Below are 15093 nucleotides of genomic sequence, written 5' to 3' on the forward strand. Positions count from 1 at the left end.
ATTATTTTAATATAACAAATTCCACCCTCGCCTTGTTCAATTTTTCACAAACTTAAGACTTTTGAGAAAAGTATTTTATTGAATAGTGCGAAAAATAGATATACGATACACATATCAAATAACTGGAGGTTTTTTACTATGACAACTACAACTGTAAGCAACGACCAATTAGCAAAAGAATACGTTGATGGTGTATTCGAGCAACTAAAACAACAAAATAGTTATCAAGCGGAGTTCTTACAAGCAGCTGAAGAAATTTTCATTTCATTAGTGCCTGTATTTGCACAACACCCTGAATATATTAAAGCCAATATTCTATCTCGTATCGTTGAGCCAGATCGTATCATTTCCTTCCGTGTAGCTTGGCAAGATGATAACAATCAAGTTCAAGTAAACCGTGGTTACCGTGTGCAATACAGCAATGTAATGGGGCCATATAAAGGCGGTCTTCGCTTCCACCCTTCCGTAAATGAATCAATTATCAAATTCTTAGGCTTTGAACAAATTTTTAAAAATGCTTTAACTGGCCAACCTATCGGTGGTGGTAAAGGTGGATCAAACTTCAATCCTAAAGGTAAATCAGATTCGGAAATCATGCGTTTCTGTCAAGCATTCATGACTGAATTATACCGCCATATTGGTCCAGATGTCGATGTTCCAGCAGGTGATATCGGTGTTGGAGCTCGAGAAGTAGGCTATTTATGGGGTCAATATAAGCGTTTAACAAAAGCAAACGAATCTGGTGTATTAACTGGTAAAACTCCTGGCTACGGTGGTTCTTTAGCCCGTAAAGAGGCAACTGGTTATGGTACTGTATATTTTGTAAAAGAAATGCTTAAAGACGCCAACGATTCATTTGAGGGTAAAACAGTTGTAGTTTCTGGCTCTGGTAACGTTTCAACATATGCAATTGAAAAAGCACAAGCCTATGGCGCAAAAGTCGTTGCTTGCTCTGACTCTTCGGGTTATGTTTACGATCCAGAAGGTTTAGATCTTGCTGCAATTAAAGAAATTAAAGAAGTAAAAGGCGATCGTATCTCCACTTACTTAAACTATCGTCCTAATGCTACATTTACAGAAGGCTGCACTGGTATCTGGACTATTCCTTGTGACATCGCCCTTCCATGCGCTACTCAAAATGAAATTAATGGCGATTCAGCTCGTACTTTAATCTCTAACGGTGTGAAAGCTATTGGTGAAGGTGCAAACATGCCATCAGACCTTGAAGCAATTAACGAATTCTTAAATGCGGGCGTATTATTCGGTCCAGCTAAAGCTGCTAATGCCGGAGGTGTTGCTGTATCTGCTCTTGAAATGGCGCAAGATTCTAGTCGCGTATTCTGGTCATTTGAAAAAGTAGATGCTAAATTACATGAAATTATGAAAAACATTTACGCGGATAGTAAAGCAGCTGCTGAAAAATATGGTTACCCTGGGAACCTTGTAGTTGGCGCGAACATCGCTGGCTTCATAAAAGTTGCTGATGGTATGCTAGCTGAAGGCGTTTATTAAAAAAATTTAAAATCCCTTTCACAAGATGATAACAAATATTCGTTATCATCTTGTTTTTAGTTAGCAGCAGAGTTAAAAAACACAAATAATATTTCTTAAAACGAACATTTTTACTATTAAACATTTAAAATATTCGTGTTATAATAATGAAGTACTACGAAATATTGGAGGGTTTTTTGTGGAATTATTGTATACAGGTAAAACGAAAAATGTGTTTCAATTAGAAGATGGTCATTATTTATTAAAATTTAAAGACGATGTAACTGGTGAAAACGGCGTATTCGACCCAGGTGCTAATACTGTCGGATTAACAATCGACGGTGCTGGTTTAGCTGGACTTCGCTTAACTTCTTATTTCTACTCAAAACTAAACGAACAAGGTGTTCCTACTCACTATGTTGATGCAAACTTCAACGATGCAACAATGACGGTAAAGCCTGCAACTGTTTTCGGTAAAGGTTTAGAGGTCATTTGCCGCTTCAAGGCAGTGGGCTCTTTCCTACGTCGCTATGGTGCTTACGTGAAAGAAGGTCAAGACTTAGATTCTTTTGTAGAAGTTACCATCAAAGATGACGATCGATTAGATCCTCCTATTTCTGAAGATGCTTTAGCAATGTTAAACCTGTTAACACACGAAGAATACGCAATTTTAAAGCAACGTACAATTGAAATTGCTAAATTTGTTGCGGTAGAGCTTGCAAAAAAAGAGTTGACACTTTATGATATTAAATTAGAATTTGGTCGTGATGCTAAAACAAACGAAATTTTATTAATAGATGAAATTTCAGGTGGTAATATGCGCGCTTACAAAGGCGAACAATACATTGAACCATTAGAACTTGAAAAAATTATGTTAGCTGAATAAAAAATCCATTCTATTAATATGCCACGTCTGACTAGATACGAATAATCAAGAGGAGTCGCTTACTTGCGGCTCTTTTTTGTTAGTAAAATAATTTTTTTCTTTCGAAACTTTCCATTGAATCATTCGTATACTATTTATACGCTTAATGTATTTATACTATTATTTTGGAGGTAAATTAATGGATGACTTTAATGAAACATCACAAGAAAGGCTAAAGGTTAATCCATTTTTGTCTATTTGGTTGCATCCAAAGCAAACAACCCGTTACATGATAGAAAAAAAATCAATAGGCTTTGCGATTCTTCTTATGTCAATTGGTTATATTGGTGTTACACTTTCAGACCTTATTGATAGGATATCTTTTATAGACTGGTCTCCTTGGCTAATCGTACTACTATGTGTTATTCTATCTCCAATTTCAGGAATAATCGGTACGGCTTTTGCTGCACTAGTCACTTGGCTGTTCGGTAAACTTTTTAAAGGAACAGCTAAGTACTCACAGTTATTCAAAGGGCTAAGTTTAACTGCGATTCCCTTTATAGTACTTATTCCTTTTTATTTAATTTGGTTATTTACATCACCTGAGTCTTTAATGGATCCTGACTTTGCTGGACCTTACCCTTGGATTTTTTGGCTAGCCATTTTAGTAACAATTGTGATTGGAGTTTGGGCAATCGTCATTACTGTAGGAGTTGTTGCAGAGGCACATCAAATATCCAATTGGATGGCCTTCTTTACACTCTTAATTCCAAGCATTATTTTCTTTGTCTTAATCATTATTCTGATTATTGTTCTCATTTTCGTTTTCGGTATTTTTTTCGGAACGATGTAAAAAAATCTCCCCTCTCTAATGAGAGTGGGAGATTTTTTTGATTCACTTGTATAAGTAGAGTAGATTAAACCGAAAGCACTGTATTTTGTTGGAATAACTCCGACACACCTGACTCAACAGCTGCACCACTTACCGCTTGCGAAACGATTTCAACAACTCGCTCATCTAATGATTTAGGTACAATATATTCCTCCGTTAATTCTTCATCACTTACAAGTGAGGCAATCGCTTCCACTGCGGCTATCTTCATCGCCTCATTAATATCTGTTGCTCTGACATCTAATGCCCCACGGAAAATACCAGGGAAAGCAAGCACATTGTTAATTTGATTTGGATAATCTGAGCGTCCTGTCCCCATAACACGAACACCCCATGCCTTGGCGTTTTCATACGTAATTTCAGGATTTGGATTTGCTAGTGCAAACACGACTGGATTTTCATTCATTGAAGCAATATGTGCTTCTGTTAATAAATTGGCAACTGATACGCCGATAAAGACATCAGCACCTTTAAGGGCATCTTCCAATGTGCCATGTAATTTTTCTGGATTTGTTAAATGGGCAACCGTTTCTTTAATTGGGTTCATACCTTCAGCACGACCTTCATAAATGAGACCTTTTGTATCACACATATAAATATTTTTATAGCCCATTTGCACAAGAATACGTAAAATAGCAATACCCGCTGCACCTGCACCATTAATGACGACCTTCATCGTTGCCACATCTTTTTTCACAATACGATTGGCATTAATCATCCCTGCACCTACAACAATCGCTGTACCATGCTGATCATCATGGAATATAGGAATATCACATTCTTGGCGCAGACGATCTTCAATTTCAAAGCATCTTGGCGCTGAGATATCTTCTAAATTTACAGCTCCAAAAGTGGGAGCAAGCGCCTTCACAATGTTGACGATTTCATCCGTATTCTTTGTATCTAAACAAATAGGAAAAGCATCAACATTGGCAAAACGCTTTAATAAAATAGCCTTTCCCTCCATTACTGGTAATGCCGCCTTCGGACCAATATCTCCTAATCCTAATACCGCAGTACCGTCTGAAACAACAGCCACCATATTACCTTTCATTGTATAGTCGTAAACAAGTGAAGGATTTCTTTCAATCTCTATACAAGGCGCAGCAACCCCTGGAGAATACGCAAGACTTAGATCATATGAATCTTGCACAGGCACCTTAGAAATCACCTCTAATTTTCCACTATAATACTCGTGCATTTCTAAAGCTTTTTTCATAACGTCCATTCGATCCCATCCTTTTCTTCTGAATTATTATATATTCCAGAATCATAATACTTTGTGAAAGTAAAGTCAACGAATTTTCTGTCAATTTTATTTTTTCTTCGAAATAGCGCCATCTATAATCGTCTAACCAACTTTTTCATTTTGTTATTTACTTCACAATCAATTATTTCAGTATAACCTTAGCACTAATTTCCTTTTATAAGAACGTACAATTACCGCCATTAAACCTGTTCAACTTTTCACATAGTATTTTTCTTATGTAAATGAGAAATTTTTCACAAACTAATGTAAGCGTATCCATTATTCCATCTAGATTCGTCACATTTCCTTCACATTTTTTCACAAAGTTTTTATTATGTAGATTAAAGTATTCTTTTTTTCGTTTCCTTCGATTCCTAAACAAAATTACTCTAAACAACAAAAAGAGCCCTTATTTTAAGGACTCTTGCGTAAATTGATTTATAAATGCGGTGATAATATGCTTGGATGACCACTGATCCCCCGATACTTTTGTAATCGGATAATCACGAGGAAATATTGATTTAGTAATTTCTTCTTCCGAATAACCTTTATAAAATAATTGCCTTATATTACTCTCCATATCTTCTAAATAAGCAATTTTTTCTTGTATTTTCGCTCGACCATCCGCTAGAAAGCCTGCATGACAACAATACACTACCTCGAAATCATAGTTTAATATTTTCTTTAAAGAAGCCAAGGTATGTACGATATTTTCTTCATCAAGGACAACCTTAGTTTTCGTCTGTATATACAAATCACCTGTAAACATAGCACCTGTTTCTCGATTATAAAATGATAGATGATCTGTCGTATGCCCTGGTGTTTCAATAACGTCCCATGTAGCTGATTTCGTTTGTAATGTATCGCCTAACGGTTGAGCAATAAATGCTGGTCGCTCACCCCATAATGCCTGTCGATACAAAGGATACTCTCCATCCTTTGCACAAAAACCTACCGAATCACGATGAATATAGATAGGTATCCCCTTTTGTTGTTGAATCCATGCTGCATTTCCTGAATGATCCTCATGAGAATGAGTGAGCGCCAATTGTTCAAACGGTATTTCGTTAAAAAAGGATTGGAACTCCTGCGAAAGCGAGTATGAACCTGCATCAATTAGTAACCCATCTACAAAAAAGCTAAAAACACTCATACCAATACCATGAACTGCCACTTTACCGTGAGCACATTGCACATCACGATTTTGTTGAATCTCTATACTTTTTTCTCGTTTAAACACCCTTTTTCACCCCTTTGTAAAAAAGTGTAGCACAAAATGAATAACCAGTCATTTTATGATTACATAACAACTCTCATCGTTAATTTAATGTTCTTTTTCAAGCTACGCAAATGGAAAAGTAAACGTAAATTGACGATTAATATCAAAACCGCTCCTACTATTAATAGAGATACCATCGCATCGTATTCTATATTCACAATAAAAGTCCAGCTTGCAGTAACGCAGAGTACAATCCACATATATTTTTTCATAATTCTTGCAGTAGATTCGAGCATATTATTTCTTCTCTCAATTTCTACTAAAATCTTGCCGAATTCTAAAATAATGAGTAAATCAACACTTACCGTTAACACTAAGTGCCATGTAATTGAAAGCAAATTTGAGGTTACAATATTTGCAATTAAAAGTATGATTCCAAGGAAAATATATTTTTTGATCAATGATTTACCTTTAAAATAAGACAGACTCTTCATAAATGCTAAGTAAATCAATATTTGCTGAACATAAAAGACGTATGGATATACATTTAAAAATACTAGTTTTAAAGATAGAGCAATCGTTAGCCACTTTAGTAATTTCAATTGCCGTTGTTTCTCTGCCAAATCAATCATACCTCTCAATCTCCTCTCGTATTTTTGGAATATTGAATGAAGCTTCTCTATGCATCCATATTGGTAGTATTCCATCTGAACCACTAACTCCAACCTCCGCATGTACATCCATTCCAGTCCCACTAACATGGAATGAGATTGTTACTTGCTGCCCCTTTTTCACAGTAATAGGAAGATCCTTTTCCGTATATGCAATTTCATTGACCATAATGTTCGTAAAACTGACACTACGCTTTAATACTTCAGGTATATTTACTGTATCCAGCACTACATCTTGTACCATATCAAAAGTCGCTGTTTCGTCACCATCAAAGCTACCAGTTGTCCCCCTAGGCTCCTTTAGCTCTTTATCTGAATGGTCGAAATCAAATTGCAATGTCGTCGGTAACTTCTCACCATCATCAAGCACCAGAAACACTTCCTTACTGTTAATCAGTGCCTGTATCTCTTCTTTAATCCCAACAAAATAAGCTGTGCGCATAAACTGATGAGCACTTTCATTTCTGACATCTGCTGGATAATATGAGATTCCTTTATTTTCTCTATCGCCATAGTAACTTGCTAGCAATGTAAGATTGTCGCCCTGTAAATATTTCACAAAACGCCGATCATCTTTATTTGTAATATAATGGATTGTAAAGTCATAGGTCTCATTGTTACTAAAGAAGGTTTGCACAAGTGGAACCGCGATTGGTCTTGGCAATTGATTTTGCAAATAAAATGCACTATTACCGAGCAATAGCGTCATAATGAAGCCCATTGCTATACTCACCTTTTTATCAATCCCTTTTCGAATTGCCATTTTCACAATGAAAATAGTCATAACCATGAGGAAAATTGCTATGCTCCAATACACAATAGGTGAGGACAGACTTCCATCTAATAAACTGCTCGACTGCTGTTGTCGTGTATCGTGCTTTCCGACACTTAAAGCTATAAAGCCTCCCGCTGCGATTGTCACAGCAACTGTCAATATTTTAGGCATCCAACGTTTAGGCTTTTGTAGCTCATTTTTTGCCTGTTCAATACCTTGTAGGCTACGCTTATGCAACGATTTTGGAATATCAATTTGATCCAACTGCTTCTTAAAATCGTTCATCCTTGTACCTCCTGTTCAAGCGCTTGCTTTAATTTTTTTAATGCACGATACAAAATGGTTTTCGTAGTTCCTAATTTTAGTTGCAAAAAATGAGCTACTTGAGACAACGTATAATCATGATAAAATCGAAGTAATATAACGTCTTTTTCCTCTTTTGTGAGCTTTGTCATGACATCTTCCAACGCCCATTTTTCCGGAAGCTCCTCAAGTGGCTCTTCAATTATTTCTAATCCCGCCTCAAACGGTAAGATCTCTCCCCGCTTTTTTAGCAAATCTGTCGCACAATTAATAGCAATCCTTATTAACCATGTTTTTACATAAGTGACGCTCTGTAATGAATGTATGTATTTAAAGCTGCGGTAAGCGACCTCTTGCACAACATCAAGTGCATCAGCCTCATTTCCTACATATACATAAGCCATTTTATATACGTCTATTTCATACTGTGAAAATAATTGTGCGAACGCTTCAGCATCGCCCTCTTTTGCTCGTTGGACGAGTATTTCCTGCACTAACTCACCCCCCTTTACCTATTAGACCTTAAAGTGGGAAATTTAGCTTTAAATATCAAAAAATAATTTAAAATAGTCGAGGTTCTTATAATATTTGTATCGTTCCATCCATCGCTTTGGCTGCTCTTTCCATCACTCTGGCCATTCTTTCCGTCGCTTTGACCATTCTATCCGTCACTCTCACTGCCCTTTCCGTCGCTTTGATCATTCTTTCCGTCGCTTTCACTACTCTTTCCATCCCACTCCAAGAAAAAAACGCTCACCAAAGTGAGCGTTTCTTCTTCAATCAATTATTCATTTGTCCCTTTTTCTACATTATATTGTGTAATCCAGTCACTATAGCTGCCTACATACAGTTGAATATTTTCATAACCTTCATCTGCTAGGACTGCATACAATGGTGATGCTGTAACACCGCTGCCGCAATACACAACAACGTGCTCGTCGCGGGCAACTTTGCTGCGTAACTCATCATTGGCTTGCAGATGACCATCTGACTTTAATTGCTCCCAGTCAAAGTTTTTCGCTGTTGGAATATGCCCAGCTACCGTATCAAGAGGCTCCACGTCACCACGATAGCGAGCTGCTGCACGTGCATCTAGCAACGTCGCTTCGACTTCGCCATCAACAATGGTTTTAACTGCTTCACGTGGGGCATACAGCTCATCTCGCCAAACAAATTCAATCGTAGTCGGTGGATATTTTATAATGTCTTTTGTGAAAGATATTTTTTCCTCGAGAGCAGGTGCGCCACCATTCACAATCACTACATTTGGAAAGCCCGCATATGTCAGCATCCACCAAGCACGTGGTGCAAATGGTGCAGCTCCTTGATCGTAAACGACAATTTGATCCTCGTAGTTTAATCCTAATCCTTGAAATACTGCCGATAGCTTTTCCTTATTTGGCATAGGATGGCGACCATCGCTGGACCCCATATCTGATAGATCCTGCTCTAGATCGATATAAATTGCTCCTGGTGCATGACCCTCTTCAAATATTTTATAACCTGCCTCTTTTTTTTGTAAATCAAAACGAGCATCTACGAAACGGACTCCATCTAACTGAATTTCCTCAACTGATTTGAATACTTTTCCCAAATGAATCACCTCATGCGTATTGTAATTGTTCGTAAATAGCTTTCCAAGAAGCTAATCGACTTTCTTCCTGAAGTGCAAGTCTTTCTGTTGCGATTTGTTCAAGTGCCTGATGGAAAATATGCAGACGTAAATTCTCCGCTTCCTCAGCAATATAAGTAATAGCCCATGTCATTAGGGATACTTTCTGTGAATCTAAATAGTTTTGCGCATCTGGTTTAGTTAATACTTCAAGCGCTTCACTTAGCTTCATTTTTTCATTCTTCTCAAAGAATGCCTTTTGATTGCGGAAGTGTGATTTCACACCCGAATATTTCGTGATATCTGTAAATGGCCCTTCAAAATCAAGTAAATCTGGCTCAGAAGATTCAAACGTTAAGAATGAGAAGCTACGGTTCAATTCTTTGAGCTCACGTACCTCATCTTTAAAGCGCAGTTGCATCTTCTTACTAATAAACTGTGATAAACGGAAGTTTGTTACACGCATTTCTTGTGTAAAGTCAAATCGCAAACTTTGCATTACTTCCTTTAATGCATGTTCTAATGCTTGCTGAGCTGGCATTGCTGCAAATGTTGACGGATTATAGCCTTCCTTAAAGAACTCTGGGTAACGATAATATACACGCTGAAGAACATAATACAGTAATTCATCAAGCTCTTGCTTCGTTTCACTTTCTAACATACTTGTATTAAGCGAATTGAACTTCGATTTTATATGCTGTTCAAGAGTTGTTAATTCTTCTAAACGCTCATCCTTACGCTTTAAGTTATCTTCTGTTTGTGCAATTAAGTCACCTAAACGTTGCTCCGTTTTATCGACTTCCTCTGCGAGTGCCTGAACAGCCAATGCACTTAATTCATCATTTAAGAATGTGTGGAAGTCTTCTTCGAAAGGTGGCATACCTGATGTTAAATCAGCACCCTCTACTTTTTCTTTCAATGCCAATAAGCTTGACACACCGTATAGTCGAGGGAAACGAATACCAAAGCGTTGTAGCTCCGAACGGACATAGCCTTTTACATCTTCCTGTTCTTCTTCTGTAGTCGCTAAATCAATTGCATTGACGATAAAGAACATCTTATCAAGTTCGAAAGCATCCTTCACACGCCCTAACTGGATTAAAAACTCACGGTCAGCTTTAGCAAAAGCATGATTATAATAAGTAATAAACAAGATTGCATCAGCATTACGAATATATTCAAACGCAACACCTGTATGACGCGCATTTATAGAATCTGCTCCTGGTGTGTCAACAAGTGTCACACCCATGCGTGTTAACGGACTATCATAATAGAAATCAATGTTATCTACAAAGCATGATTTATTTTCCTGCGCTACAAATTTTTCGAACTCTTCACGGTTAACACGTAATACTTTTCCAAGTTCAGACTTAAATGTTGGGAATCCTTCTTTATATGCTCGAATAAATGATTTATGCACATTTAAGCGTTCGTCTGATAGTTGGACCGCAAGTCCCTCATCTGCACGATTAAACGCTTCTACTAAAGAAGAAACCGATAAACCAACTGCTGCATATGAAGCTTGAATATCCTCTAGCATTTGGTCAGCTGTTTTTAACAATACATCTGCTGTTTCATGCGGATGCTCTGGTGTCACAGGACGAATTTTATTAATAGCTGCTGTTGTAGGGTTTGGTGATACAGGTAAAACTTTGGCACCCATTAACGCATTAGAGAACGAGGATTTCCCTGCACTAAATGCACCGAACAGCGCGATTGTGAAATCCTTTTTCTGTAATCGTTCTACTTTATTTTCTAAGTAAGTTGCTACTTCAGCAAAGCCTTGTACGTCTTTTACAGCATTTGCCGTATGAAGTGCACGCTTAACTACACCTTCAATAGGAAGGCTTGTAGCACTAATTGCTTGCTGTGCCTCTTCCTGTTGTAACACTACCTCTTTTGGTTTTAACATCGATTCATCAAATAATCGAATATCAGCTAAATCTTGCTTAAAGGCATTATCCCAATTTGTAAGCTGTTGATTTGCTAGTTGACGTATTTCATTGCTTGCCTGATGCATAATACTAGCACTATATTGCTGATAGCCCTCGATTTCAAGTACTGCCTGAATGGCATCAACTTTCTCCTGCATCCCTGCCATTTTTAATTTAGATGGAGCAGCTATTTCAGTAGCCACCGCTTCTAAAGTTGTTGCTTGCGCATCCTTCCAATTATCTGTTTCCTGGATGAAGTAGCGTTTTGTTGCCTCTGCCACACGGTTTGCGAAGTTTAGAACGGCATCTCCGGTTAATATAGCACCAACTTGTACCTGCTGCTCAATAAGTGAGAATGGTAATTCAAAGGCGTAGGCATCAATAGTTGTAGCACGTTCTTCATTTAATGCACTGACATCCTTTAACACCTTTTTCATTAGCCCTTTTAAATGTCCAGTAATCTGTGCATGGACAACATTTTGATAGGCACTATAGGCATCCTCTTTACGGCGATTACGCTCTTCCTCTGTTTTTTTCTTAGCAGTAAATAAGCCCCCTACCTTGAAACCATCCTGCTGACTCTCTAAATATAGACGTAATTTATCACGTAAATCAGCTGGCATAATGGCAGCATTCGTAAGAAGTTCTTTACGTTGCTCTTCGAACGTTTCATTCCATGCCTCAATCGAGAACAATTCAACTTGACGATTTAACTTATTGTACTGCTCTAAAATATCTTTATGGTTTGCCCAGTCATCGGCACTTAATACATCTTCATCGATGTCTAAACGATCTTGTCTTTCCTCCGTTAAATAATTATCATGCTCACTTTGTAATAAGCGTAGCGTATTTGAAGAAGTCTGTACTAGTTGATCCTGCCAATCGTTCATACTATCCATAACGATTTTCTTTACAGCCTCAAAATCGTTATATGGGAGCTCAGGCTCTCTTAATGAAGTGAAAAATATGCCCTTTGGGACAACTCCCCAAGCTGCAAAGGAGTTGTGAACTGTTGCTTTAAAATCCTCAAAGCTTAATTCATTATCATTATGCTTATCAATCATGTTAACGATTAAATAAACGTTTGGATTGTACTTCATTAATTGCTTTGTAAATTGAAAATTCAATTCCGATTGCACGTGATTGTAGTCCATTGTATAAAATACGATATCAGCAATATGAAGGGCTGACTCTGTGGACATTCGGTGTGCATCATCTGTCGAGTCGACACCTGGTGTATCCATAACTGTAACGCCTAGTGGTAATGTCGATGTGCTATGACCGATTTCAATTTGTGACACTAGATCCCCATTTTTACTAAGCTCTTTAACTGTTTTAAAATCATAGCCTGCTTCAAATTTTACAGGCTTTTCATTGTGCATATAGACAACCGCAAAGTCTTCATCTGATTTATGGACTTTAACGATATTGGCACTCGTTGGAATAGGGCTTGCGGCAAGTAAATCTTCACCTGATAATGCGTTAATCATACTCGACTTACCAGCAGAGAAATGGCCTGCAAAGCCAATGACATATTCTTTTTGCTGTATTTTACGTGCAAAAAGTGATGTCTTATCCATACGCTCTGTATCACCATTATGCTGATAAATTATGTATTGTAACGACGCTTGCTTTAATAGCGCCTCCAACTGTTGTTCAAAATCATTCATAAAAACCAGTAACCCCTTTATTTATATTAATCAATTTCGCCTTGGCGTAATTGTAGCTGACGCTTTGCTTTCGCTACAGATAAACAATGCGTCCGGATTTTGAATTGTGCGAGCACAATTCACTCCTTTAATAATCCGTGACATCCGCCGGAGGCATTAGGCCAACAAATGTTTTCTGTGCGAAAGCGCAGTGCTAACGTAGCGTCAGCAACACGATGTTGGTCACTCAGTCGTTGCCACAGGACGTGGCGTTCTTAGACTGAGTTCCTCTATTTCAGTCTTATTTGGAAAAGAACTATATCCGCATTCACCTACCCACTCAGCCGGAAGTAGTTTTTATGAATGAAGATATCATAAATAATATTCTACCTTATTCGACACGCAATGTATAACACTAATTTACTTTGAAAAGCATAGATATCGGGGTTTCAGACGCCATATTCATCCATATCGTCCTGTTTAACAAATAAATTAAAGTATTATTTGGGCTCACTATCAAAACGTGGGGGTTGTTTCCGTTCCGACTGGGCGCTTTTATCGCTGCCGCTTCACTTTCGCGCAGAGCAGAGCTTCCTGTGGGCGTCTAGCCAACAGATGTCTTTTGCGAGAAAGCGTAGTGTTAACGTAGCGGCAGCAAAGTGTTTTTGTCTGTGCGAAAGCGTAGTGCAACGTAGCAACAGCAACAGCACCGATGTTGGTCACGAAGGAGTTATCACAGGATGTGATGATTTTAGCCTTCGTTCCTCTATCGTTAATCCCCAAGGAATCGCCCAATCGGAACGAAGATCAACTTATGTATTGCATACGTTTTAACAAATGTCATCATCCTCAATTTGATAGGCTATTATTGTTCTAAAAAACTACTATTTTCTATTGCAAAATAGCTGCACAACTATGCAAATAATAATTCTCTTCATATTTTAAGGTAAAGAAAATTAAGTTTGGTGTGCGATTACCTTCACCGCCCTCTCTATGTTGCTTTGCGTAAACTAGCCCTTTATACATAATATGATTGCATAAAGATAAATAAATAGTATTCATAAAAAAAAAGCATAATCCCAAAATTACTCGGACCATGCTCTACTAGTATGAATATTATTGTTATTGATATCCTCTTATTTTAAATGTGCAGTCGCCTGTTTCATGACGTGTTTCCCCACTCCAATATAAATAAGCACTGTCGCTCCAATGAATACGAATGTCATCGCTAACCGCTCCTTTTTAATAAAAATTTGTATTTAAAAATAGACTGAAACGTCAATTCATTGATTTTGAAAATCATTCTCATTAATATAATATAAATTTCCCACTAATTCGTCAAGACATACTTTCATCTTACCCTTTCAACATGGTAAGATGTAGAAAAGTCGGAAAAAGGATGCGGTAATGATGAGTAATTCGAAGTACTTTCAAACTATTTTAAACGGGACAATTCACGCTTTAAAATCGATCCTACCTATGGATATTGAAGTGAAAACGCCTAGTATTATTTCTGAACCTTTTCAACAACAGCAAATGGGTGTTTTAATTGGTTTAATAGGAGATTTAAAGGGCCGTGTAATCATTGATTCCTCTCCTGAAGTATTTAGTGGCATCGGCAATACTATGTTTGGTATGCCTCTTGAGGGAGAAATGTTGGAATCCTTCACAGGGGAATTTGGAAATATGATTGCAGGAAATTTATGTACAACCGTAGGACAAGAAAGCTTAGAAATCGATATCACACCGCCAACAGTAATGGTTGGCAATACAAAGTTATATGGCTTTGATAAGGCATTTATACTCCCTGTTACAATTCCAAGCATTGGTGCACTGACAGTTCTTTTAACAATTGAAGAAGAATAGAGTTTTCTAGAATACCAGACTGTACCAAATGATATATCCTATGCCAATACATTTAACATTTATGATCGAGCTTTTGTCATTCGCATTAAGTAACAGTGGATGCCCCATAAGGCTCAGGTCTAAATTTCAAATAGTAAAATTTCTTGAAAAATAAGAAATTTTAATAAAAATTACCCCAATTCCAACGCATAAGTGGCCATCTCAATGACTATTGAGGTGGCTATTTTTTTATTCCCCCCTCAATTTTTCACATATATTTCACAAAATCCGGCAAGATGTGTGATTTTTTTCACATCAAAATGAAATTTATTTATATATCATGGCAATTAGAAAGACACAATAAAAGCGTAGGAGGAGCAAAAATGGCAAATAAAAAAAAGTCAGATGAAAATTTAAAAGGTTCACTCTATGCGGTATTTGGAGTAGGAATCATTATAATTCTGCTTTGGGCGTACTGCTTCGATTTGTTCATCAATCGTTTTTAACTTCTTTCAGCGGGTTTCCACTGAAAGAAATTAAAGCCTCCGGCGGTTGACACGGAATCGGAAAGGAGTTAATAAAGGATGT

Annotated in this window: 13 protein-coding genes; 6 read left to right on the forward strand and 7 right to left on the reverse strand. The window is 37.4% G+C overall.

What is annotated here, in order from left to right; translation table 11 throughout:
* The first annotated feature begins 138 nt into the window (after window positions 1-138).
* The 3 genes from gdhA to ACQKNC_RS08855 all read left to right on the forward strand — a co-directional run bounded on the left by gdhA (window position 139) and on the right by ACQKNC_RS08855 (window position 3209).
* Window positions 139-1512, forward strand: a complete 1374-nt coding sequence (gene gdhA, locus ACQKNC_RS08845; RefSeq protein ID WP_427424487.1) for an NADP-specific glutamate dehydrogenase — start codon at window positions 139-141, stop codon at window positions 1510-1512.
* A gap of 178 nt (window positions 1513-1690) precedes the next feature.
* Window positions 1691-2377, forward strand: coding sequence for a phosphoribosylaminoimidazolesuccinocarboxamide synthase (locus ACQKNC_RS08850; RefSeq protein ID WP_427424488.1), 687 nt, complete (start codon window positions 1691-1693; stop codon window positions 2375-2377).
* A gap of 178 nt (window positions 2378-2555) precedes the next feature.
* On the forward strand, window positions 2556-3209 hold the full coding sequence (locus ACQKNC_RS08855; RefSeq protein ID WP_427424489.1) for a YIP1 family protein: 654 nt from the start codon (window positions 2556-2558) through the stop codon (window positions 3207-3209).
* A 64-nt stretch (window positions 3210-3273) separates the two neighbouring features.
* Here ACQKNC_RS08855 and ACQKNC_RS08860 read toward each other — a convergent pair whose 3' ends face one another.
* The 5 genes from ACQKNC_RS08860 to ACQKNC_RS08880 form a co-directional block, all read right to left on the reverse strand.
* Window positions 3274-4476 carry an NAD(P)-dependent malic enzyme gene (locus tag ACQKNC_RS08860; RefSeq protein ID WP_427424490.1) on the reverse strand — a complete coding sequence of 401 codons (1203 nt, stop codon included), beginning with the start codon at window positions 4474-4476 and terminating at the stop codon, window positions 3274-3276.
* 430 nt (window positions 4477-4906) lie between these two features.
* Entirely contained in the window at window positions 4907-5737 is an 831-nt protein-coding gene (locus ACQKNC_RS08865; RefSeq protein ID WP_427424491.1) for an MBL fold metallo-hydrolase, read from the reverse strand.
* A gap of 59 nt (window positions 5738-5796) precedes the next feature.
* A complete protein-coding gene (locus ACQKNC_RS08870) occupies window positions 5797-6348 on the reverse strand; it encodes a hypothetical protein (protein WP_427424492.1) in 552 nt (183 codons plus the stop codon).
* A complete protein-coding gene (locus ACQKNC_RS08875; RefSeq protein ID WP_427424493.1) occupies window positions 6341-7447 on the reverse strand; it encodes a hypothetical protein in 1107 nt (368 codons plus the stop codon). Before ACQKNC_RS08875 ends, ACQKNC_RS08870 begins: the two co-directional genes overlap by 8 nt.
* Complete coding sequence (locus ACQKNC_RS08880) at window positions 7444-7959, reverse strand: sigma-70 family RNA polymerase sigma factor (protein WP_427424494.1); 516 nt, start codon at window positions 7957-7959, stop codon at window positions 7444-7446. Before ACQKNC_RS08880 ends, ACQKNC_RS08875 begins: the two co-directional genes overlap by 4 nt.
* A gap of 94 nt (window positions 7960-8053) precedes the next feature.
* Between ACQKNC_RS08880 and ACQKNC_RS08885 the strand changes: the two genes are divergently transcribed.
* Complete coding sequence (locus ACQKNC_RS08885) at window positions 8054-8230, forward strand: hypothetical protein (protein ID WP_427424495.1); 177 nt, start codon at window positions 8054-8056, stop codon at window positions 8228-8230.
* A gap of 19 nt (window positions 8231-8249) precedes the next feature.
* Here the strand turns inward: ACQKNC_RS08885 and ACQKNC_RS08890 are convergent, their stop codons facing one another.
* Window positions 8250-9059 (reverse strand): sulfurtransferase, encoded by an 810-nt coding sequence (locus ACQKNC_RS08890; protein WP_427424496.1) that lies wholly within the window; start codon window positions 9057-9059, stop codon window positions 8250-8252.
* Between the two features lie 10 nt (window positions 9060-9069).
* Complete coding sequence (locus ACQKNC_RS08895; RefSeq protein ID WP_427424497.1) at window positions 9070-12681, reverse strand: dynamin family protein; 3612 nt, start codon at window positions 12679-12681, stop codon at window positions 9070-9072.
* A gap of 1389 nt (window positions 12682-14070) precedes the next feature.
* On the opposite strand from ACQKNC_RS08895, the gene ACQKNC_RS08900 reads away from it, so the two are divergent.
* Window positions 14071-14526, forward strand: a complete 456-nt coding sequence (locus ACQKNC_RS08900; RefSeq protein WP_427424498.1) for a chemotaxis protein CheX — start codon at window positions 14071-14073, stop codon at window positions 14524-14526.
* Between the two features lie 362 nt (window positions 14527-14888).
* Window positions 14889-15011: a hypothetical protein gene (locus ACQKNC_RS08905; protein ID WP_255349996.1), complete on the forward strand. Its 123-nt coding sequence runs from the start codon at window positions 14889-14891 to the stop codon at window positions 15009-15011.
* The last annotated feature ends 82 nt before the right edge of the window (window positions 15012-15093 follow it).

The sequence above is a fragment of the Lysinibacillus sp. NPDC094177 genome (genome assembly GCF_050279145.1).
GTDB lineage: Bacteria > Bacillota > Bacilli > Bacillales_A > Planococcaceae > Lysinibacillus.